Annotated in this window: 19 protein-coding genes; 6 read left to right on the forward strand and 13 right to left on the reverse strand. The window is 51.4% G+C overall.

What is annotated here, in order from left to right; all coding sequences use genetic code 11:
* Positions 1-7: 7 nt before the first annotated feature.
* Positions 8-2,107: a prolyl oligopeptidase family serine peptidase gene (locus B036_RS0118755; protein WP_020570270.1), complete on the forward strand. Its 2,100-nt coding sequence runs from the start codon at positions 8-10 to the stop codon at positions 2,105-2,107.
* Between the two features lie 255 nt (positions 2,108-2,362).
* Here B036_RS0118755 and B036_RS30050 read toward each other — a convergent pair whose 3' ends face one another.
* Both B036_RS30050 and B036_RS0118765 read right to left on the reverse strand, forming a co-directional pair.
* Positions 2,363-4,114, reverse strand: coding sequence for a T9SS type A sorting domain-containing protein (locus tag B036_RS30050; protein ID WP_020570271.1), 1,752 nt, complete (start codon positions 4,112-4,114; stop codon positions 2,363-2,365).
* Between the two features lie 126 nt (positions 4,115-4,240).
* Positions 4,241-5,875 carry a metallophosphoesterase family protein gene (locus B036_RS0118765; RefSeq protein ID WP_020570272.1) on the reverse strand — a complete coding sequence of 545 codons (1,635 nt, stop codon included), beginning with the start codon at positions 5,873-5,875 and terminating at the stop codon, positions 4,241-4,243.
* A gap of 246 nt (positions 5,876-6,121) precedes the next feature.
* Between B036_RS0118765 and B036_RS33660 the strand changes: the two genes are divergently transcribed.
* Both B036_RS33660 and B036_RS33665 read left to right on the forward strand, forming a co-directional pair.
* Positions 6,122-6,286, forward strand: a complete 165-nt coding sequence (locus B036_RS33660; protein WP_157472216.1) for a hypothetical protein — start codon at positions 6,122-6,124, stop codon at positions 6,284-6,286.
* A 5-nt stretch (positions 6,287-6,291) separates the two neighbouring features.
* Positions 6,292-6,513 (forward strand): hypothetical protein, encoded by a 222-nt coding sequence (locus tag B036_RS33665; RefSeq protein WP_157472218.1) that lies wholly within the window; start codon positions 6,292-6,294, stop codon positions 6,511-6,513.
* An 83-nt stretch (positions 6,514-6,596) separates the two neighbouring features.
* Here B036_RS33665 and B036_RS0118775 read toward each other — a convergent pair whose 3' ends face one another.
* The 5 genes from B036_RS0118775 to B036_RS0118795 form a co-directional block, all read right to left on the reverse strand.
* Entirely contained in the window at positions 6,597-8,162 is a 1,566-nt protein-coding gene (locus tag B036_RS0118775) for a sulfatase (protein WP_026232123.1), read from the reverse strand.
* Between the two features lie 151 nt (positions 8,163-8,313).
* Positions 8,314-10,167: a multicopper oxidase domain-containing protein gene (locus tag B036_RS0118780; protein ID WP_026232124.1), complete on the reverse strand. Its 1,854-nt coding sequence runs from the start codon at positions 10,165-10,167 to the stop codon at positions 8,314-8,316.
* 392 nt (positions 10,168-10,559) lie between these two features.
* Positions 10,560-11,627 (reverse strand): dipeptidase, encoded by a 1,068-nt coding sequence (locus tag B036_RS0118785; RefSeq protein ID WP_020570275.1) that lies wholly within the window; start codon positions 11,625-11,627, stop codon positions 10,560-10,562.
* Positions 11,624-12,706 carry a D-TA family PLP-dependent enzyme gene (locus tag B036_RS0118790; RefSeq protein WP_020570276.1) on the reverse strand — a complete coding sequence of 361 codons (1,083 nt, stop codon included), beginning with the start codon at positions 12,704-12,706 and terminating at the stop codon, positions 11,624-11,626. The genes B036_RS0118785 and B036_RS0118790 overlap by 4 nt, the downstream gene beginning before the upstream one ends.
* A 90-nt stretch (positions 12,707-12,796) precedes the next feature.
* The gene (locus B036_RS0118795) at positions 12,797-13,258 is read right to left on the reverse strand and encodes a RidA family protein (protein ID WP_020570277.1); all 462 of its coding nucleotides are present in this window, start codon (positions 13,256-13,258) and stop codon (positions 12,797-12,799) included.
* A 91-nt stretch (positions 13,259-13,349) separates the two neighbouring features.
* Between B036_RS0118795 and B036_RS32345 the strand changes: the two genes are divergently transcribed.
* Positions 13,350-14,045 carry an aspartyl/asparaginyl beta-hydroxylase domain-containing protein gene (locus B036_RS32345; RefSeq protein ID WP_020570278.1) on the forward strand — a complete coding sequence of 232 codons (696 nt, stop codon included), beginning with the start codon at positions 13,350-13,352 and terminating at the stop codon, positions 14,043-14,045.
* A 242-nt stretch (positions 14,046-14,287) separates the two neighbouring features.
* Here B036_RS32345 and B036_RS33670 read toward each other — a convergent pair whose 3' ends face one another.
* The 3 genes from B036_RS33670 to B036_RS0118810 all read right to left on the reverse strand — a co-directional run bounded on the left by B036_RS33670 (position 14,288) and on the right by B036_RS0118810 (position 15,822).
* Positions 14,288-14,446 (reverse strand): hypothetical protein, encoded by a 159-nt coding sequence (locus tag B036_RS33670; protein WP_157472220.1) that lies wholly within the window; start codon positions 14,444-14,446, stop codon positions 14,288-14,290.
* 67 nt (positions 14,447-14,513) lie between these two features.
* Positions 14,514-15,494 carry a sodium-dependent bicarbonate transport family permease gene (locus B036_RS0118805; protein ID WP_026232125.1) on the reverse strand — a complete coding sequence of 327 codons (981 nt, stop codon included), beginning with the start codon at positions 15,492-15,494 and terminating at the stop codon, positions 14,514-14,516.
* Between the two features lie 4 nt (positions 15,495-15,498).
* On the reverse strand, positions 15,499-15,822 hold the full coding sequence (locus B036_RS0118810) for a hypothetical protein (RefSeq protein ID WP_157472222.1): 324 nt from the start codon (positions 15,820-15,822) through the stop codon (positions 15,499-15,501).
* Positions 15,823-15,866: 44 nt separating this feature from the next.
* Here B036_RS0118810 and B036_RS0118815 point away from each other — a divergent pair, with 44 nt between their 5' ends.
* Positions 15,867-16,775, forward strand: coding sequence for a LysR family transcriptional regulator (locus B036_RS0118815; protein ID WP_020570281.1), 909 nt, complete (start codon positions 15,867-15,869; stop codon positions 16,773-16,775).
* A 159-nt stretch (positions 16,776-16,934) separates the two neighbouring features.
* On the opposite strand, the gene B036_RS0118820 is transcribed toward B036_RS0118815, so the two are convergent.
* Entirely contained in the window at positions 16,935-17,621 is a 687-nt protein-coding gene (locus B036_RS0118820; protein WP_020570282.1) for a hypothetical protein, read from the reverse strand.
* 507 nt (positions 17,622-18,128) lie between these two features.
* On the opposite strand from B036_RS0118820, the gene B036_RS0118830 reads away from it, so the two are divergent.
* Positions 18,129-20,432 carry a T9SS type A sorting domain-containing protein gene (locus tag B036_RS0118830; RefSeq protein ID WP_083926254.1) on the forward strand — a complete coding sequence of 768 codons (2,304 nt, stop codon included), beginning with the start codon at positions 18,129-18,131 and terminating at the stop codon, positions 20,430-20,432.
* A 104-nt stretch (positions 20,433-20,536) separates the two neighbouring features.
* Here the strand turns inward: B036_RS0118830 and B036_RS0118835 are convergent, their stop codons facing one another.
* The gene (locus B036_RS0118835) at positions 20,537-21,235 is read right to left on the reverse strand and encodes a DUF1826 domain-containing protein (protein WP_020570284.1); all 699 of its coding nucleotides are present in this window, start codon (positions 21,233-21,235) and stop codon (positions 20,537-20,539) included.
* Between the two features lie 278 nt (positions 21,236-21,513).
* A complete protein-coding gene (locus B036_RS0118840) occupies positions 21,514-21,990 on the reverse strand; it encodes a Dps family protein (RefSeq protein ID WP_020570285.1) in 477 nt (158 codons plus the stop codon).
* Between the last annotated feature and the right edge of the window lie 699 nt (positions 21,991-22,689).

The raw sequence follows: 22,689 nt of genomic DNA on the forward strand, positions 1-22,689 counted from the left end.
ATAAAACATGAGCAAGACCATCAATTACCCTGCAATCCCCGTCACCTACCCCACCACCGAAAAAATCGAACATACCGACACCTACGGCGAGGAAACGGTGCGGGACGATTTCCACTGGCTCGAAGACGACAATTCAGCAGCCACCAAGCAGTGGGTGACCGCCCAGAACAAAACCACCTTCGGCTATCTGGAAAACATTCCCTTCCGTAAGGATTTTGCTGACCGGATGACCGAACTGGTCAACTACCCCCGCATCGGCGCGCCGAATAAAGTAGGCGACTTCTACATCTGGAGTAAGAACGACGGGCTACAGAACCAGTCGGTCTACTACTATAAAGAAGGGGAAGACGGCGAGGAAAAAATCTTCATGGACCCCAATACCATGAACGAGGAAGGCACCACCGCCATCGGCCTGCTCGGCGCCGACAAAGACAAGCGGTATATGGCCTACCGCCGCAGTGAGGCCGGCTCCGACTGGGGCAAAATCTATGTCCGTGACCTGAAGACTAATACAGACCTCGAGGACGAACTGGAGTGGGTCAAATTCGGCGGTGCCGGCTGGTACAACGACGGCTTCTTCTACAGCCGCTACCCCGCCCCGAAAGACGGTGATGCGTTGAAAGGAAACAACCTGATGCACAGCGTGTATTACCACCAACTCGGCACGCCGCAAAGTGACGACAAACTGATCTTCGAAGACAAGGACAACCCCACATTCTACCACTACGGAGGCACCACTGAAGCGGAAGACTTCTTCGTGATGTACGCCGCCCCCGGCACCGATGGTTTTGCCCTGTACTACCTCCCGCTCGACGGCAAAAACCTGCCCTCCGGCAAGCCCATTGCCCTCTTCCCGGAAACGGTGCAGAAGAGCAGCGTGATCGACAACAAAGGCAAAGACTTCTGGATCATCACCGACGTGGATGCCCCGAACTATCGCCTGGTAAAAATCAACATCGATAGGCCCGAAAAGGAAAACTGGACGGAGATCATCCCCGAAGGCGACAACCTGCTGGCCAGCGTCACCACCGGCGGTGGCTACCTCTTTGTCAATTATCTCGAAAAAGCAACTGCTCGCTGGTATAAAATGAATTATGACGGCACCGGTAAAACGGAGATCGAATTGCCGGGCCTGGGCAACGCCGCCGGCTTTAGTGGAGAGAAGGACGAAAAGAAGTTGTACTACGGCTTCACCAGCTTCACCTACCCCTTCACCATCTTTGAATACGATGTGGATTCGGGTGAAAGCCGGCCGTTCTTCCAACCAGAGCTGAAGTTTACCCCGGCAGACTTCGAGGAATCGCAGGTGACCTATACCAGCAAAGACGGTACGCCGGTCACGATGTTCCTGGTTCATAAGAAGGGCTTGAAACTAGATGGACATAACCCGACTTACCTCTACGGATACGGCGGTTTCAACATCAGCCTGAGCCCGAGTTTTTCCGCCTTCCGCATTCCGATGCTGGAGAATGGCGCGGTCTTCGCTATGGCTAACCTCCGGGGTGGCGGCGAGTACGGCGAAGAATGGCACAAAGCCGGTATGCTGAAGAACAAGCAGAATGTGTTTGACGACTTCATCGCCGCTGGCGAATGGCTGATTGAGCAAGGCTACACAAAAAAAGAGAAGCTGGCCATTGCTGGCGGCTCCAACGGCGGTCTGCTGGTGGGCGCGGCCATGACACAGCGGCCTGACCTTTTCGCCGTCGCATTCCCGGCCGTAGGGGTGATGGATATGCTGCGGTACCATAAATTTACCGTCGGCAAAGGCTGGATACCGGAATACGGCAGCAGCGAAGACCCCGACATGTTCCCCTACCTAAAGGGCTACTCCCCGCTGCACAACCTGAAAGACGGTACGAAATATCCCTCCACCATGGTCACTACCGCCGACCACGACGACCGGGTGGTACCCGCCCACTCCTTTAAGTTCTCCGCCCGCTTACAAGAAGCCCACAAAGGAGAAAACCCCGTCCTGATCCGCGTGGCCGTTGACGCCGGCCACGGGGCCGGCACGCCCATCTCCAAAACCATCGAGCAGCAGGCCGACGTCTGGAGTTTCTTCTTTTATGAGACGGGGGCTCCGGTTATTTACGGAGGAAAGGGGTAGGAATATTTGATTCTTGATTTGAGGGAGCGCCCCCAGCCCAGACCCGGAGGGTTGTCTGGCTTAGCGAGGGGAGACCGACGATCCGGAGGATCAAGGAAGCCCCTCGTTTTCGTTGATTATTCGAAGCGATCTGAAACCTAACATTAAAGATTACCTATGAAAACCAGTCAGCCAAAGCCCCTCATCCTCCTAGACCTAGGGCTGCTTGGTCTTCCAGGCAACGGGCCAATCAAACGACATTATTAATTGGAAGGGTTACTTCAGTACCACCACCCTACCTGCCACAACTGCTCCCTGGGTGGTCGTCAGCCGGTAGATATAGGTTCCCGCCGGGAGCCGCAGGTCAAATGTGTGGCTGTTACTACCCGCCCGCAAGTGGTTCTGTACCCGGCCGGCGATGTCCAGTATTTCAATTTTATCAATCCGGTGCTGTTCTGGTAAGCGGAAAGTAACTTCCCCGGAAGTTGGGTTGGGGAAGGTGACTAGGCCGATCTCACCGGGGCTAAGGGACTGGTAGGTACCCGTCAATACTGAGCGGGAACAGTTCTCGTCATAAATCCCCTTGATCTTTTCAGCTGCCGCAACTATAACGTCCGTATCCGGACAACTTCCGTCAGGATAATCCACGCCGAAGATGGTGGTAATGGCGAGAGTGAATTCAGCGGATTGGCCGGGACGTAAGTTATACGGACCGGTGCTGTAGACCTGACGGATATCCGCGAGTACAATATTACTGGTACAATGCTGCCAGGTGGCGTTGCCTAACGGTCCACCATCAAAAACGAAGAGCGTGGTATCTCCTTCCGTTTCGTAGCCATTTCCGCCACGGGTGATAGGCGTACCATCAGCCCAGCGTCCCGTCAGGTAACTATAGTATTCTGTGGCCGTCCTTGGATCAGAAATTCCCAGAGGAGGAGATCCAAACGTATTGTAGATATTTGCAACGGAGTGCATCAGGGGATCTTCCTCGCCAGGTTCATCATCCAGGTTTGTATTCACCACCTGAAAAATGCTAACCGGGGCAGTTTCACGGTAGGAAGCAACGCCCCCGTCGCAAGGATCCCGATCAATACCGTTTTGATTGTAGACGTAGAACATATTATGTTCCGGGTCGCTTCCGATCAGGTCATCAGTAAAACACCCCAGATCTACGTCGATCCAGTTGCCGGCATAAAAGTCCATCACGTCTTCCTGCGCGCGGTTGTATATCTTGTAATCGTAGAAGGTAGTGCGATGCAGTTCCTCATCATTTGAAGCATAGGCGTAGGCCATCAGCTGCACTTCCGCCTGCACCTGAGAAGGGATTCCGCTATCCGCATGCACATTATCACCATCGTTGAAGACACACCAGATGGCTTCGTCTCCACAAAATAGGGGGTAATCCCCGTTACGCGGATCATAGATTCCGTCCTGGTCTTCATCCCAGAATGGTGCCATGGAATGTGGTGCCGGAGGTAGCGCAAAATTATGGATGCCCTCGAAAAGTGGATTGCCGGTAGCTGGCCAGCCGGCGATGTTTGTCGGAAACTGGTAGTCTTGCGGGTTAGCCGGATCAAAGTTCACCAGGTAGTCGTTAATCTCTGCTCTTGTGATGACGAAAAATTTGTCCCACTCTTCACATACGCCAAAGGCTACGCCCTCATCCGTCAGCGGACCGGGGAAATAGTCGAACCGACCTTGGCTTCTCCCGTATTGTTGTGCCGCTATTTTCAGCCCGCCGCCGGGGTCCATTCCCCCGATCCAGAGGCCACCAGCAAAGATGGAGGAAACGGGATTGACGTTTGGGGAGTTGACGTCGGCAGTGACCTCGTAGAGGCCATTCTGGCCGTCCCACCATAAATCACCCCCAGTGGTCAGCCGGGCGCGGACGCCGTTCACGGCTAAATCGATTTGAGCAGAAGGCGGCGTTTCGCAATTTTGAGAGGAGGGAGGATTTTCCTGATTTTGGCCGGAGAGGGCAGGGGTTGAGAGAACTGCAAAGAGGACAAAAAGCAGGAGTGAACGCATGTTAATTATGGGTGTGTGGCGAGTGATTAAACACCTAAATTAACTTGATCGACATTATTTTTTCAGCCTATTTTCCTCTTGGGCAGCGGGCAGACAAAAACAGTAGCCCGGGTGTTTAATCCCAGATTAATAATCAACCACCACCGGCCACCCCACAAACTGCTCCGCCCCCGGCTGGGTCAAATCCGCCTCCCGGGGCCAGCATTCAAATACCACCTCTCCATTTGCCGGGTGAAAGCGAATAACGCCAAAGCCCGCACCATTTGACGGGGTATCGGGGTTAGCATAGGCCTGTACGGAAATACGGTTATCGAATCCATCGCGGTAATCACCGGTCCAGGGCAACTTAGAATCCGGGACGGGGTTAGCACCGGCCTTCTCGTCCTCTGGCCACCACCAGCGGGAGTAATAATTGTTGACGATGGCGGGGACAACAAAAGCCCACGGACCATCCTGGTACTCCCCGATCCCGTGTTGGATCACCGTCGCTAAATGCTGGTCTCCGGCAATGTGGATGGCACCAGCTTCCTTGATGAGGGAGAGGGCTTTATTCCGTCCGGTTTGCGGCCAGCCGTTGGAGTCCATATCAGCGTGCAGGCGATTGTCTTTTTGGCCGTGAATGTGCGCGCCGCCACAAAAGCCGGTTTGGGAAAGTACGGCCTTCATCCGGCCGGGCTGCTGGTCTTTCCCCCAACCCTCGAGGAAGGCCAACTGACGATCTCCCAGCAGCTTCAGGCCGGGAACGTCCACCGAAGCGGGGTCGTAATCGGGGTTACGGATATGGTCCGGGCGAGGACCTTGCTGGGGAATTTTACCGTTGGGACCGGATTTGAATTTACGATCTTCGATGATGGCAAAGTCAACCGGCCCAAGGCGGTAATTCGCGTAGTACACGCCAATGCCCTGTTCAACGGGCGTCGCGTCGTAGGGCCGCGGCAGGTGACTCGTCTGGCAGCGTTCTACCATTTTTACGTAGTCATGGTGGTAGAAATAGCCCCCGTCATGCCCCGCCGAATTCTTGGCGATGATGCCGTTTTCGCCCCACAGGTTCCCCTGTCCGATGTCGTGATCGTCCGGAATGGAGACCATCGGCCGGTGGCGGAAAGTTTCGCGAAACTGCAGGCCGAATTTCAGCCAGGCGGCGGTGTGTTCCTTATGGTCGTAGGATTGGTCGCCGGCAAAAAAGACGAGGTCCGGGTCGAGGTGATTGATGTTCCGAACGTAGTTTTCGCGCCTGCCCCGGTCTTTATTGGAATTACAGCTCAGGGCGGCCAATACGATTGCGTCCTTACCCTCCGGCACGGCCCGAATGGTTCCTTCGTAGGTGGCGTTTTCGCCGTGTCGCAAGCGGTATTTTGTGTCCTGGCTGGTGTTCCAGGCAACGATCTGAAAGGTCGTCGACCAGCCCAGTTCATGCACCGGCTGGGTCAGGGTTTCTACCCACGCACTGCCGTCCCAGACGTCGAGACGTACCTCCCGGCTTTCTGCGGGGTACAACGGATAGAGCTGGGCGGTCAGTTTCATCTCCTCTTCGGATACGGTGTAGGCGCCAAAGGCGATTACGGAATCTCGCCCGACCTTCAGGTTGATGATGGGGTTACCGGCGCGGTTCCACCAATCGTTGGTGGCCAGGGTGTCCAGGCCGGAGAAGGGGGCTTCGAGGTAGTCACCGACGGTGAGGTCCATTTCCGATTCGGGGGCGGGGCCGCAGGTGCAGAGGAGGAGGGTGAGCAGGAGCAGGGTTAGCAGACGGGTCAGCATGGTTGGAGTTAATTTCGGGAGGAAGATAGGCAATAACAAGAGCTATTTTGTACGAAGGGGCGGAGGGCCCAGGGCGATCGAAAGGTCAGTAGTACAAACACTACGCTCGTCGGCCGAGGCGGGAGGAACGACCTTTCGATTGCCTTCCAGCCCCTACTCTCTCAACTCGCCCGGCACCCGCGCCCGCGCCCAAAAATCATTGCGCAAAATTATCTACCTTCCTTAGCTACAAACCAACGACTCCTTATGCGCTTCCTTTTCACGCTCCTGCTAAGTTGCTGCTTTATGCTGCAACTCCCCGCCCAATCCGCCAACCTGATGGGCTTTACCGCCGAAGGCGCTGCTGCGCAGCCGCCGCCGAAGCCAAATTCGATGGCTACATCAAGTCCGGGAATCTGGACGAGTGGATAAAATTCATGCCCGCCCGTCCTCATCACGTAGGCTCTCCCTATGATAAAAAGGTGGTGGATTTCATGGCAGAGAAATTCCGTTCCTGGGGCTTCGACGTAAAGGTGGAACGCTTTGACGTCCTGTTCCCTACCCCGAAAATCAGACAACTGGAGCTGATTGCCCCCACCAAATACACGGCGGTCCTCGAAGAACTGCCAGTGCACCGAAGCACAGGAACAGATTGCTAAGCTGGGCGAAGTACTAGCGGGGTATGCGGCACGGATGGAACGGATTATTGCTTTGGCGGGGAAGTAATGGGGCTTAGGTATTATCATTTTCCGCTCCCCCACCAATCCGCATTAGGCAGATAGTCGTCCTCCAGCATATTTTTCCGCTGTAGTTCCAGGCGTGGCTTCAGGGTGTCCCGGCGGAAGTGAGCTACTCCGGCAGCCTTTACCGGATCGTAAATGGGGTCTTTTTCGGGGAATCGTGCTCCTACCGATTCCAGCCAGGTGAGCAGTTCGGTACGCATCGCAGAGACCAGGTCGGGGAACTGTGCTGCGACATTAAGTCGTTCCTCCCTATCCTTGTAGAGGTCGTAGAGTTCGTCTTTTCCATCCTCGTGGTAATGGATGAGTTTGTAATTATCCCGGCGAATAACGGAAGAAGGGTCTCCTCCCTGGTTGCCGTAATGTGGGTAGTGCCAGAACAGCGGTCGGTCGGGGGCGATGCCCTCGTCGATGTTGGCGACGAGGTCACGGCCGTCCATCAACTGACGGGTGGTGGCGGGGATACCCGCCAGGCTAAGTAATGAAGGATAAATGTCGGCGCCGGTTATGGGCACCTTAGATTGCTGCGTAGCCTCTATTCCGCGGGGGTAACGTAAAAACAGCGGTACGCGCAGTCCGCCTTCCCATTGGTAGCCTTTGCCGCCGCGCAGCGGCGCGTTGGAGGTGGAGAAGGCGTCTCCGGAGGCAACGCCTCCGTGGTCGGAGGTGAAGACAACGATGGTATTTTCATCGAGGCCAAGGGCCTCGAGTTGGTTCAATACCAAGCCGACGGCATCGTCCATTTGTTCGACCAGGCCGGCGTAGACGGGATTGTCCTGATGCAGACGGACAGGCAGACGACGTTCCATGCCAAAGCCACTGTCGGCAACCCCTTGTTCGACGGCCTTCTGGCGGTATTTCCGCCATTTTTCTTCCGTCGTCTGAATGGGTCCGTGCACGGCGTAGAAAGACAACATGGCGAAGAAAGGCTTACTGCGGTCAATACCGGCAATGAAGTCGGTGGTTTCCTGAGCGAGGCGCATACTCAGGTTTTCGCCGGGGGTGGTATTGGACAGGACCGGATTTTCCCAGGGGGAGAAATAGCCGCCGCGCGGGGAGCCGCTGGAGTAGCCACCTTTGTTGATCGCAAAGCCGTGATCTTCGGGTCGGGAGGTTTCATCCCCCAGGTGCCACTTACCGGCGAAAAAGGTCTGGTAGCCCGCGTCGCCAAAGGCTTCAGCCATGGTATGGTGTACGGTATCGAGGTTGTGGGGGTAATCGGGTGGCAGCAGCTTGTTGTGGCGTCCGTATTTACGCCAGGCTTCGCCGGTAGGCGCGCCGATCCAGTCGGTGATGCCATGCCGGGCAGTATACTGCCCCGTCATGATGCTCGCCCGGGCGGGGCTGCACACGCGGCTCGTGGTGTAGGCGCTGGTGAATTGGATGCCGGCGTTGGCGAGCGCGTCGAGGTGGGGCGTTTCGTAGTAGTCTGAGCCGGTAACGCTGAGGTCATGGTAGCCCAGGTCATCGGCGAGGATGAACAGGACGTTAGGCTCGGTGGGAGCATCGGGCCCGCAGGCGGTCAGGAAGAGGAAGGCCGGCAGGGCAAGAGAACAGAGAGCTTTCATGGGGATTAAGGTAGGGTGTTTTGTTTGGGCGAAAAGCAAAACCCTTTGGCTTTTTACCAAGCTGGTCACAAATACTGCACCTGCGACCGCGCAAAAAAAAGGACCCATAACATTCGTTACGGGCCCCTCGGTTAATTCAAGTGTTGTAGCATTATCGATTCACCATTACTTTCCTGACCGCCCTGCCCTCATGCGTTTGCCAATCCATGATCAGCATACCGCCGGGTAGGCCATTGGTGTTCAGCTCTAGTGCGCCATCGAAGGCCGGCAACCGCAGCGCCTTGACCACACGACCGTTCAGATCAATGAAGCGGAGTTCACTCTCCCGGGTAGTTGTGCCATCCAGGTATAATAGTTCCCTTGCGGGATTGGGGAACACATCCATGCGAATGCTGGAAAAGCCAGGCTCGTCAACCGCCGTCGGCCAACCTTGTCCGATGCCGTTCCAGACCACGAATTGGCCCATCATACCGTTGTCTTCGTGCGGCAGGATGTGGCAATGGTACATATAGGAACTGTCGAACTGCACCTGTGTCCCAAAGTCATCGAAGGTGGCAATGTAGCTCAATTTCCATCCTGGCCGAACGAGAACGTTGTCTTTGGGACCGTCAAATAGTTCGGGGTAGTCGGCCCGGTTAAGGCTAACGTCAAAGGAGTCTTTGATTTCCGTTACCCAGAAGTGGATGTCGTGAATATGCCAGGGATGAGCCCGATCAGACTGATTATCGATGGTCCAGAGTTCGGTGCTGTCCACCTTGACGACATCGTTCACCACCATCATATCCATCAGGGTGCTATCGATATTGTACAATGGTCGAGGGTTTACGTCGAATTTATCCCGGCGGAAGGTTTTGGTCCGTTCCCTGGTTACCGCACTGAGTGGAGGTTGCTCAGAAGGGAGAAGGGAAATGGGGAAAGCTATGATTGGGCTTAATGATCCGGCAGGTGGTCCGACAATTATTCTCAGCAAATCCCGGTCTGCGGCGTAGCCGCCGGTAGTCGAGCTGTTACCGATAATGTCCCGGGGTCCACCGGGCATACCGGAGACGTTGTTGTGTACGTAGAGGGTATCTCCTTCCCTTCCGCGCAAATCGAGCAACCATTCCGTGCGTTCACCGGGCGACATCAGGATATCGTCCAGTTGCCAGGTCCGTGTCATGTAACCTGCGTCGGTTGCAAGCATCTGGGCGGGAAAGCTGGAACCGTTGGCGTTATTGAACCCGAAGTTGAAGGTGAACTTACCGTCGCCGTTCAGCATCCGCAGACGAACCATACTCGCCGGTACCGTCATCTCCGGATCAACGATGCCGTTCACCAAGTAGGTGTAACCACTGCTAAATCCGTTCGCCGTATCGATCGCAATATTACCGTCATCGTCCCGCATAAATTTTTTCGTCTGGAAGATGAGCGGAAAGTCGTCGACGTTGTACTCCGTGGGCAAAATTCTGTGGATGAAGGAAAGGGTAGGATCATCCATTCCATCCACCGGATCCTCCACAATGATCATCCCGGAAAGGCCCATTTGCACGTGGCGGTAGGTCAGGTCCATGGCGTGGGGGTGGTACCACATGGTAGCGGATTTGTCGAGCACCTTGAAAAAGGGTTTCCAATCGGCCCCGGGTTCAATGCGTTGGTGGGGACCACCGTCGGCAAACTGCGGCACGTGTGCACCGTGCCAGTGGCTGGTGGTGACCTCGGTGATTTTATTCGTGACGGTAGGCGTCAGGTCATGCAGGTAACTCCAGGTAAGCGTTGGTCCGAGGATGGTGGTGGTGCCGGGGTTGTTGGCGTCTTCGAAGGCGAAGGTTTTCACCATTGTGTTCAGCGAGTCCGTGCCATTGGGACTGAAGTTGTGCATGGTTTCAATCACGTTCAGGTGGTAGTCGTCCTGATTGATGAGGGGTGGAATAATTATATCATTGACAAATGCCGGAGCCGTTGCCTGGGCGTTCGCTACAGACATAACACCAATAAAAAACAATAAACTCAGGTAGATAGACTTCATAAATATATGGGTTGTGTTTGTGCCTACTCTTTTCAGGATTTTCAGCTTTCTCCCTATGGGGTTCTCTCAAATTTAACTAACCATGCTTTATCTGGCCTCCTGCTCAGGAAAATGTTCTGAACAGCAGGAGACATACTCCTAACGGAGGCAGCTAAAGCCCTTAAAGCAGCTACCGGAGGACTGGATTTTTTGTTAGAGAGTAAAATAATAATTCTGCTACCGGTTTATTTACCTGACGTATGGAAACAGGTGTTTTCTCGCTTTATTTTAGGTAAAAACCCTTAGTGCTCCGTTAAGAAGTAAATAGTAGGGCTTGCTTTGGGCGACGGCGCGCGGGTGCAAAGGAGGATTTCAGGAGCAAGGATGTTTGAGCTTGTCGGCTAAAGCCAACGCTACAGCTGCCGCAATTTCCGCAACCAGTTTCCACTAAGAATAGAGGTGATTTCCGCCTCAGCGTAGCCCCTTGCAGATAGTAGGCTGGTTAGCTTTTGCAGATCGGCAATCGTATCAACGTCCAAAGGGCCCTGCTCCGTGCCAAAACCACCGTCAAGGTCGGTACCAATGGCTACGTGGTTGACGTTGCCGGCCAACTGGCAGATGTGGTCCATATGGTCGATCATCTGATCGAGGGTTACCTGCGGATTAACCGGGGGATATTCACCTTTGACCCAATTGGGCACCATCATCCAGGCGTCCAGGGGCATGCCGATGACGGCGTCGCGTTCCACGAGGGCTTTCAGTTGGTCGTCCGAAAACTGGCGATTGTGATCAACCAACGAGCGGCAATTGCTGTGGCTGGCCCACACCACGCCCTGGAAACAATCCATCGCTTCCCAGAAGCTGGTGTCGCACAGGTGGGTAGTATCGAGCGCCATTCCCAGGCCATCCATTTTTTTTAGCAGCTCCCTGCCTTTATCACCAATACTGCCCTCGCTGTTGGTACCGAAAGCATAGGTTCCAGGGCCGTAGTGTGCCGGACCGATGGCCCGCAGGCCGCGTTCATACAGCCGCTCCAGATGGTCGAAGGTGACGATGGAATCCGCGCCCTCAAGCGAGAGGAGGAAGCCAATGGTCTTAGTTTCGCCCATGTTCCAGGCCGACAGGTGGTCCTCCAGTTCAACACCATTTCGGATCATGGTCAATTCTCCCTGCCGGATCATTTCATCGTACCAGGCCAGCTGGGCCTGAACCATGCCCCAGGCTTGTTCTGGCGAACGCCACCCGCCCAGCGGGTGGGTGGGTTTTGCGTAGCGGGCAATCAGGGTACCGATACAGATGCCGACGTTGCCCGCCCGCATCTCCGGGAAGGCCACGGTGGAATTCCCCCGATCGGGCTTATCGGTCATGCCTTGCTCCAGGGCGCGGATGTCGGCCACCGGCCGACGCAGGTCCCGGTTCCATTCCATGGCGTTCATGCTCAGGTCCAGATGTCCGTCAATGATTAGTGGTTGGGTATTCATAGGGTAATCTTCCTGGTTCGGGCAATGACTTTCCATTGATCAACGATTTCGCCAGCGCTGATGATGTGCGCGTAATCATGGAGTGCTACGGTCGGACAAACGTGCATCGGGTAAGCCAGCAGGATTTCTCCGGGTTGCAGCACATCCGGCTCTACCGACTTGATGATGAGGTGTTCTTCGCTGTGCCCGAACTGGGTAAATTGATGAGGAGATTTAAACGCCATTCGCGGGAAGGGCATTTCGCTGGCAATACTTTTGTGCCCTACGTCCAGGCAATAGGTGTGGGCGTCCAGTTTGGAGATGACCCGGGTGGCAATAACGGCCGCCTTTTGAAATTCCTGCTCCCGATAATCATTGCCGTAACGCTCATCCCAGAAAATCCAGGTACCCGGGCTACAGGCCACATCGTGGTATTTAGCGTGGACGCTGAAGGACGGGCTACCGCCCGCCACAATTTTCAGTCGCCGCCCGAGTACTTCGCTTAATTGTTCCCGCAGGGCAGCTATCGGCTTAAAGGCCTCCCGGCAGGCAGCGATCCTTTCCTCCAGCGACGACATCCGGATGTGACCGTCGTAGCAGTGCAGTCCGATGATTTTAAGGCGTGCCAGTTCCTGGCAGGCAGCAACTAATGCTGGTACCCGCTCCGGAATAATACCCGTACGGAAATGTCCGTTGTTCAGGTCGATGAATACGTCCAGCTCCAGCCCGGCTTCTCCGAACACCTCATCGATTTGCCGGGCCGTCACTTCATTATCGATGAGTACCGAAAAACTCGTCTCCGGAAATCGTTGCACCAACTTAGCTACCCGGTTGATCTTCGGTCCCTGCACCGGGTAAGCCATCAAAACGTCTTTTGCACCAGCCATCCCCAGCATCTCTCCTTCAGCGATGGTCGAGCATTTAAACTGATAGATACCGGCAGCCATCTGCATCCTGGCCACCTCCAGCATTTTGTGGGTTTTCACGTGGGGGCGCAGGCGGTCGGTACCGCCGGCGTACTGGATGGCAAGTTTGATGTTGGCGGCTACTTTGTCTTTATCGACCAATAATGCAGGGGTATCGATTTTGGAGAGGTCCATGGGTGGTATTAAGCATAGATGTGAGCCGACTTCGTCAGGCAAAAAGGATTCGGCAGACGGCCGCCAAATACTGGTTATAAAACGAGAAATTTACTTCAACAAAAAGTGCGCCTCCACCTCCACCGGGATATTATCCGGCAGTGTAGCCATGCCGACGGCACTTCTGACGCCGACGCCCTTTTCGGTTCCCCAGACTGCGGCAAACAGTTCGCTGCAGCCGTTGATAACGTACGGATGGCGTTCAAAGTCCGGGGTGGCGTTGACCATGCCCAGGACTTTGACCACGCGGTCGATCCGGTCAAGGGAACCCAGATTAGCCTTTAGTGTAGCCAGAATGGCGAGGCCGACCTGCCGGGCGGCCAGTTTTCCAGCCTCTACGTCGAGGTCCTCCCCCACTCTGCCGATGATCAGGCTGCCGTCTGCCCGCACCGTTCCGTGGCCGGAGACGTAAGCAATATTCCCGACGATGAGAAAAGGCTTGTAGACGCCCAATGGCTTAGGGGCGGGCGGAAGTGTGTGCCCTAAATTCGCAAAATTTTGATCTGCAGACATCGTTTGATTTGAATTTACCAGAGTAAGTTAGCACTTTCACCATAAGAAGGCAGGGGCAATTTAGCCGAAGTAACCCGGGAACACAATTATTATGAACGCCATTCGATTCAACTTTCAGTTTGATGTCCAAAAGATGGCAAAGGAACTTCAAAGTATTTCCTCTTCTTTCGAAACCATTTATTCCCGGAGCACTCAGGATGGTAAATTATTGGGTATTCACCTGATCAACTCGTTGATGGGTAACGGACAGAACAGTAATGGACAGACCTATCAAGCGACCCCGGAGCTGGAGCAGTGTCCTTATTTGCAGTCTGTACTTGACACCTTCAAATGCAATAAATTCAATTACCGGGTCCATAACCTGACCTCAGGTGGAAAGATCACCCTGCACCGGGATAGCGGCAAAAGCATTCCCGACCGGATTGTCCGGATTCATATTCCGGTGACCACTAACAACGATATCCATTTCCACGTAAACGGAGAACGTGTCCAAATGCAGAACGGGGAGTGCTGGCTGGCGGACATCTCTAAGCCGCATGAAGTAGAGAACAGGTCATCAACCGATCGAATGCAGCTAATGATCGACTGCGATTTGAATGAATGGTGGGAAAAGGTACTTGAAGACTGCGGTATGCAAATACCTACCACTTCCAAATGGTCGTCTATGCACCTGGAGGATCTTCAGGCGATGAAGAAAAATCTTACTCTTTTACCCGCTGCTGGTAATAGTGACTTGGCTGCAGAACTGGCTTCAGAGATAGAAAAACGCAAAGCGCTGCAAGCCTGAGTCCTCTCCTTAAATGGTTCAAAACATAGAGGTATAAGGGCCCAACTAAGCAAAATAAAAGCACACATTAGTCCACCCGATCAAAGCGAGACTATCTAGCCTCGAGCACCAGAGGTAAAAATTTTTTTTGCCGGTTGGGCGACCGCAAGGGTCGCCCAACCGGTCAGACTTCGTAAAGGCCGCGTTCGCTACGCGAACACAAAATCGCCACTGATAACCGAAGTAATTATAGGTCGTAACGTCTATTCCTGTGGAGACCTGGCGTTCTGTGAAGAGCGCCCAAAGAATACCAGGAAGGCTACAATTAGTAATGCAGCAACAATATTTTGAGTTAGAACTGGCACCAACTGATCTGATGCAATGGCCATCTCTGAACTTGCCGAGAGAAGAATATTATTCATTGGTCTGATTTTAAAGTTAATTGTTCTCACTAAGGCTTATCCAACTTGCCTGAGTGTTATTATTGTTTTACACCATGACGACGTGCCCGATGAGGTAGTAATAAAAGGGGATACCGATAATTATATTGATGGGAAAGGTAATTCCTAAAGCCATCGGTAAATAGATTCCCGGATTGGCTTCCGGCACGGCGTTTTTATAAGCCGCAGGTACAGCGATATAGGATGCTCCAGCCCCCAGAATCGCGAATAAGAGCAGGTTACCCGAAGAGTCGGTAAACAGGGAGGCTAACCCTAGTGCCATTAGTCCATTGAAAAAAGGGAAAAGCCCCGCAAATAATATCAGAAAACCACCGTTTTTTCGCATTCCGCTCAACTGGCTGCCTGCCTGAAGCCCCATGTCAAGCAAGAATACTGCGAGAAAGCCTTTGAAGATGTCGGTAGTAAAGGGTTTAATCCCTTCCGCCTGTTGATCGCTGGCCAGATAGCCGATAACTAAGCTACCCATGATCAAAAAGACACTGGCATTATTCACTGAATGATTGAACACTTCCAGAAAAGCACGTTTGGGCTGAGACCTTTCCGCTCCTTCTCGTTTGTTGAAAAGCCTGATGAGTAAGATGCCTACCACAATGGCCGGAGCTTCCATCAATGCCATCACGGCAATCATGTACCCATCAAAACCAACACCCTCGAATTCGAGAAACGAAATTGCCGTTACGAAAGTCACTGCGCTTACCGAACCGTAGGCCGCTGCTATCGCCCCCGCATTAGAGATGTCCACTTTATTCCTGAGAATAAAAAAGGCAATAACGGGAATCATACTTGCTAACAAAAAACCTAATCCTAAGGATCCAAAAGTTTCATTTGTTAGTGCATTGTGCGATAGTTCGTTGCCACCTTTAAACCCAATGCATAACAATAAATAGATTGAAATAAATTTAGACGATGAATCGGGAATTTTAAGATCGTTCTTAAATCGAACCGCTAAAATTCCCAAAACAAAAAAGAGTAGAGCAGGATTGGTTAAGTTCTCAAGTAAGTTTGACATGCAACTAGCAGATTTCGATCAGGGTCTTTTTGGTGTATTTTAATTTCAACCCCATCTGCTCCGCCTGCAGCATAATACCATGCAGTTTAAGGTTTGCTTTTTCGTCGACCTGCAGAACGCCGTTTGGGCTTAGTTGCGCCTTATCGCTCTCGATACCGTTGCGTTGCATCAATTGCAACATCAGGTCTTGTAGTTCTTGCTCAGAATAGCTGGACTTGTTGGTCGTATTGCAGCTGTGGGTGAAAGACTTCGTTACTTCTACTAACATCACTTTTAATTTTGTAGTGAATGATTGATTTGACACCACAAACATGAGCGTTATTTTCATTACTTTTAATTTATATTACTTATGTAACACATTTACTATAGCTTATGAATTACACTATTCATCAACTCCGAATCTTCATTAAAGTATGTGATTATCAGAGTATTACCAAGGCCTCGGAAGCACTTTACCTCACCCAACCTGCGGTATCGATCCAGCTCAAAAAATTACAGAATGAGTTCGAGATTCCGCTCACAGAAGTTATTGGCAGACAGCTGCACGTAACAGAATTTGGTCAAAAAATTCGTCAGTTGGCACAAAACATCCTGGAGAAAGTCGATCAAATCGAGGTAGCTACGGATCACTACAAGGGTGTATTAACGGGGAATATCCGGATTGCGTCCGCCTCCACAGGTAAGTACGTTATCCCCTATTTTTTGGCCAGCTTTATGCGGCAGCACCCCGGGGTGAACATTTCCATCGACGTAACCAACAAGATGAAGGTAGTGGAGAGCCTGCAGGAAAACAGTGTGGATTTTGCACTGGTCTCCGTAATACCACAAAACCTGAACCTCACTTGCGTCCCCCTTATCGCGAACGAGCTCTATCTGGTAGGGGCACAGGATTATCCTGGCCTGCCTAAGCGGATGATGGCAAAAAACCTGGGCAATTATCCCCTGATCTTTCGCGAGAAGGGCTCCGCTACCCTATCGGCAATGAAGACTTTTCTGAACAAGAACCAGGTCCAGGTAAAACGTTCCATGACGTTGGTCTCTAACGAAGCAGTAAAACAGGCGGTGCGGGCCGGTTTAGGCCTTTCCATCATGCCACTCATCGGTATCCGTAGCGAAATAAAGCTTGAAAAAATGAAGCTGATCCCAATAAAAGGCCTGCCAGTTACCACCCAGTGGAACCTCACGTACAGCAGCGGCAAACAACTCTCCCCTGCCTGCCAGGCACTGGTAGACTATATACAAGAGCATAAAGATGAAATCAGTAAAGCGCACTTCATTTAGGGCTTACCCGGCAAGTTTCGGCCTGGGAACGTAGTCGTTCACTTTGCCGTTTAACCTCCTTTGCACCTGCGGCCCCGCCATATGAACGCTTAATGTTCAGGTAATCAGTACCATGATTATAAGGAGGCGGGGCCGCAGGTGCAGGGTAAGTACTGAGAGTTATTCCGTCTCCTCATTTATCGGCGACACCATAATGTGTGCCCGGTGCGTGCCAGGATTCATGATCCAGGGGTGGTTCGGTGCAATGGGAGACTCGGGCAAGCCCGTGGATTCGGCCGTGGCAAATGGCAGGTAAACTACGTAGCGATAAATGGCTCCGTCAACCTTCCCCGTTTCCGGGTTGTAGTCAGATTTTGGTCCGTAATAAATGTGCAGTGTAGACCCGGGATCCCCCATGGAAAGCTTACCTGATTTAGCTTCCTCTTCCCGGATGTCAAATATCTCCTTGGCCTTTTTGCCTTCCGCTTTCAACTCCCGCCCTCTGGCCATGAATGGCTCAAGGCTTTTATGGTAACAAGCGGCGCTGAACCGGTCCGACTTTGGATCGTTGGCCAGGCAGATAAACTCGTTGGTTCCTTCCCTGAGCGTGACGAATTCACCGGCCATGTTGTAGCCAATGACCTTCACCCCTCCCCGTCTTGCTTCCGGAGCTGCCATCAGGGCCGTCGCGATCAACGCTTCATCTGAATCGATGGGCACTAATGGTGTGGTTTCCGCTGCGGGCTCCGGGTCAGTCACCGCAGCCGCTGCTTCCGTAGATTCAGGTTCTTTTTCATCTGATCCGGCCGGTGCGTTACACGAAATCAGCATTCCTGCCAGGAGGAAGGCGTACAGTACTTTGGTCATTGTTTTATGCTTTTGGTGGTGGAAGGTAATGTAGGCTTCTTTAAAATATTCTTTTCGAAGGAAGTAAATTTAGGGAGATACTTCCTTACTGAACCGAAGGTTTGCAGGCGATCATCTTACTTGAACCGCAGGTTCAGGCGATCAGCAACACCCCCAGGTGGATAACCGTAAATTAAGCTAAAAAGCTGAAATGAGGATGGTTATTCTTTTGATTGAAGCCTTCCACAATGGGGAAAAGAAGCCTTTTCAGCCGATTCTCATCCGGAATTCCAACCACAATTGACCGGCGCGATGCCAGCCTGATAGAAACGTACTCTCGTCCCCGTTATAATCTTTTCGCAAGCTACAGAATCACCTCTCTTAAAACAGTTGCCCCTCAGCTAAAAACAAAGGAAAACCTTATTATTTACCTGGCTTGTTTTAAGTTTACATTCGACGGTGGTCAATAATAGCGCCTATTTTGGCGCATGTACAACCCTACACACTCTACAGAAAATCTACAACGATATGTCCATCACGAAGTGGTTTGAGAAATTACATGGCGCTGTGCGTCTTGCAACACTACTGCTCTCACGTCAACTGCATCCCAAACCTTTACCGTTTGGGTATAGCTTCCTCCTTTGTGTTCTGCTTTTATGTTCCATCAAGAGCTTTGGTCAAATCAATGCCAACTGTAATGACTCCTCATCTCCAAAGGTGCTTTTAGTAGGTGACAGTTGGGCCCAATATATGGGAGATGACGGCCGGTACGATGAGCTGTTCAACGATTATGGCTTTCCAGATCACTACCTGGTCACAGAAACGCTTGGTTCTTCGCCCGGGCCGGGTTATACCGGGAGTGCTTATGCTGTTTCCGGAAGCGAAGCCCGGGAATGGGCCAATACGGCCTCCTACCCCTACATCGCTAATATGGTAGTAGCACTACAAAGCAACCCGAGCATCAACACGGTGGTTCTCAGTATTGGGGGTAATGATATTCTTGCTGCCAAATCTGGCGGAGGGTGGTACAAAGACATGGAGCTGGACGTGCCCGGTTCTGAGCAGGCGTTGTTCGATGTAATCAAGGCCAATACGCTGACGATCGTTAACGCGGCATTAGCGGTCCGGCCCGACATTGAGGTCTTGATCAGCAGCTACGAGTATCCCAATTTCAATACTGGTTTTTTATGTTTCGTCTATGCCTGTCCCAAACGCGACGACCTGAGCAGAGACCCGGCAAATGACCTGATTACCGACGCGGAGCTCAACGGTATGATGCTTACGGTTGAAGCTCAGCGGCAAAACATGGTAGGAGAAGAAGATCGGTTATTTTACGACAACAGCATTGGGCTCATGCATCATGTCTATGGTGATGGCGTCACTGCTCCCGGAGTGCTGCCGAAGCCGGAAGGTACCGCCCCTTACACGCCTGGCGGGAACCCGGCAAGGCCTTCTTTACGTGGGAACTTCAGGAACATTGCAGACCCAATTCACCTTGACGCCGACGGCTATGAGTACAAAATTCAAAATCAATTAGACAACTACCTGTTTGACAGGTTCCGGGAGTCGCCAGACGCCACTTTCTTTTCTGAGGGAGGTAATCTGGATGGTTGGGTCGATGTCATTACAAACAACGTTAATACCGGTGGAATCCGCATGGGGGATGATGGTGCATCCGGTAGTGCCCCCTCCAACGATTGGCGGGGAATACTCTCCTTCGACACTGGCAATTTACCCAGCAATGCCATGATCACCGGTGCGCGCATTTACCTCACGCGAAGCAGCCAGGGTGGTGGGGCTAATCCATACAGTCTTAGCGATCGGAACCCTCGCCTCGACATCAAATCAGGAACTTTTGGTAGCGCTTCGGTAGAACCAGGAGACGGTAATGCTACAGCCTCCGCTGACGATGTTGGCTGCTTTCATGGCGATGTAGCAGAGAATCTTGATGTGACGCGGATTGATATTGATCCCGCTTACCTGACGCACATAAATACTGGTGGCCGCACGCAGTTCAGGTTGATGTTTGACGTCGCCGACCAATCTGCCAACTATGTCAATTATTACGATGGTTCAGAGGTAGGTCAACGGTCGGATGGAACAATCGTTTCGGACGATGAACTGGACAATACCATCATTTACCAGGAAAAAACAGTTGAAATAGAAGATGAAGACGGTATGGCTACCGAAATGACCGTCGATATACCGGCTAAGGCACCACGTGGATTGCAAGAAGCTTTGGGAACTACTGCTCCCTTCCTTGACCTTACCTTCGAATTGAATTTACCGGTAGAACTTATTCAGTTTACGGCTATGGCCGACCAAAAGTATAGCTTACTGCAATGGGCTACCAGCATTGAAGAAGATTTTGCCGGGTTTCACGTTGAACGTTCCGGTGATGGAAGCACCTGGCAGGAAATTGGCTTTGTTGCCGGCCACGGTCAGACACAGCGAAGACAAGATTACCAATTTGTGGACCCCTTTCCGCTAAACGGTGAGAACTACTACCGCTTGAACATGCTCGACCAGGATGACAGCCAGGCTTACTCGGAAATCCGCCAATTAAATTACCAGCAAATTGTCGAAACAGGAAGGGTATATCCCAATCCTTTTACCAATGAGTTGAAAATACAGATCGGTGAAAATTATACGAACGAAGTACACATTCAACTCTATGATTTACTGGGCCGCTCGCTTCAGAAATGGCATTTTGACCAGTTAAACAGTGGTGTGCACGAACTGAATGTTGACGCTGCTCTTCCGACGGGAACCTATTGGCTTGAGGTTATCAGTGCCGACAAACACACGAGTACCCAATTGATCAAGCGGTAAGCTTGGGGGTAGTCTTGCCCTACCCTGATTCTCAGGCGTCAACGCACCGGTTCTATCGTCCCGAACTCCGGCATGAGTAAGACATTGGTATTACGCCCATCCATTCAGCAGATCAATAGCAACCGGTTCTGGCCCGTTTTTTCTTTTGGGGCCCGGTGAAGACAAGGGGGGACCTGACTTTCAGGATGATCAATTGCCAACCTCCATAAGTGACCGAGGCCTAAGCTGATGGGCTGTGCCATTGGTTCAGCCTGGTAGTGCAGGTCAAAAAAATACTCCTCTAAAAACGATTCAAAACCTTCTTCTCCTCCACCATATAGTTTTTTGAGTTCATCACGTATTTCAGGAATGAGCACTTTTTGTTTTGCTTGTCCATTTGGCAATATCTCACTCGACTCGCCATAGTAAGTGCATAAAAAGGTATCGGCGGGTACCGTAGAGCGATCTACGTGAAAAGAGTAAACATCGGTTGGAAAAAACGGGTAGGCATCATCTCTCTCATAATGCCTGATCAGGTTAAGGACCGGAGAGGCGCCGTGAGCTTTCAATACCTTCAAATCGTTTAGAAGAATTTCACGGGCAAGCTGCCCTTGCTCACTCAACTGCAGTTCACGAAGCTCCTCCTCATCAAGTGTCGCTATATTTTCGTGGAGCGCTATTTTTTCAACAACCTCTGAGAAATCTCCCATCAGTCTACGCGTCCAGCAAATCGCATTAGTTTGTCCGTAAAACGGCGTGGAAACGAGGTCTTGGAAACTCGTAACACATTGAATTTGATTCTCCGCATGCGATAAGTCTATCATATTGGGAAAGTTGTTATAAAGGGTAAACATTTTTGGAGCACTGAAATAGTATGGCTTAGCTCTTATTTTCCGTCAACCAGATACTGTCTGACAAATCATTTTAAACAGCTGACGCCTACTGATATTATAGCAACAAGCTGGCAAACTACACTTACCATCCACCTTTTCTAGCCGAGCTGGCGACTATTCTGCTCCCCCACCCGCAATGTTCATGATCTCCATTAATGATTTCACCATACGGTTCTTGTGTGATAAATATCAATGGTCGTTTGTAGTTACTATTGATTAAGAAAAGCAGAATACATCCAGACTGCTTTTTCTTGCTCCCGTATGTAATCACTCATTAGGGCGTTTGTTCCCTCATCACCTGCATCTTCTGACATAGAAAGCAATTCTCTTTGTAGTGCAATAATAGATTTGAAGGATTTCAGAATATCTCCAACAGCCTTAACACCATCCGAAACCATTTTGCTTTCCTGTATTTCGGAAATGGATTTATAGTCAGAGTACCGATGGTTTGGAGTATGTCCGAGGGTCAATATCCGTTCAGCTACCTCGTCAATTTTCAATAGTAAATCGTTGTACAATTCTTCAAATTTCAAGTGCAATTCAAAAAATTTCTCCCCCTTTATATTCCAATGATACCCTCTGGTATTTTGGTAAAACAAGGAATAGTTTGCTAATAAGAGGTTCAGCTTATCAGCTAGTTTTTTGGACTTTTTTATATCAAGTCCAATTGGGTTTAAGCCTTTCATAATCTTTTGTTTGAATTAGTTGGTCAATGTTTACTCACAAAAGTAAGTGGGTATTTTCAGACGATGCGTGACTTGAATCACTTGAGGGGCTAATTTTTGTCGATTTAAGACAATGGTAGATAGCTTAGAGTTAGGGGGAGCACAAACTAAATTGTCGCTCAGGCTGCTCCAGGCTATCAAGTTTATTGGTTGATCAAATCGCCAAACCTGGCGTTTTTTTTCGCAATTTAATTTTAAGCACGTCAGCAACTTGCGACGTCCATTGCTGCCTCACGACCAATTGCTTACGCCAAAGTTGCTGATTCTTTCCCAATTTTGGTAAAACGACCTCAGTGATTACCCTCATAGCGGTACTCTTAGGAGATGCCCCTACACCTACAGCCTGCTCCGTCGGGATTGCTGGAGCCGCCACCTGCTCCTTCAAAATCAACAAAAAAACATGAGTCATCCCGAATTTTGGCGATGACAAAAAATTAGGCCTTTTGTGTATTTTCGAGGAGTTCTCACACTTCAAGAAAAACTCAAAAGGCCTATGTTTTTAAAGTTACTGCAAGATAAAGCAACTACTCCAATAAAGCGAAAAGCAGGTCCATTTCTCCTTCGTCAAGTAGATCGTTACACCCGTCAGGTAAGGGTAGATTTGGATGCTGCTATTGATAAGCGACTGGTGGGGACTTTTTTCAACCTATTCGTCATCAT

The sequence above is a fragment of the Neolewinella persica DSM 23188 genome (assembly GCF_000373105.1).
GTDB classification, from domain to species: Bacteria; Bacteroidota; Bacteroidia; order Chitinophagales; family Saprospiraceae; genus Neolewinella; species Neolewinella persica.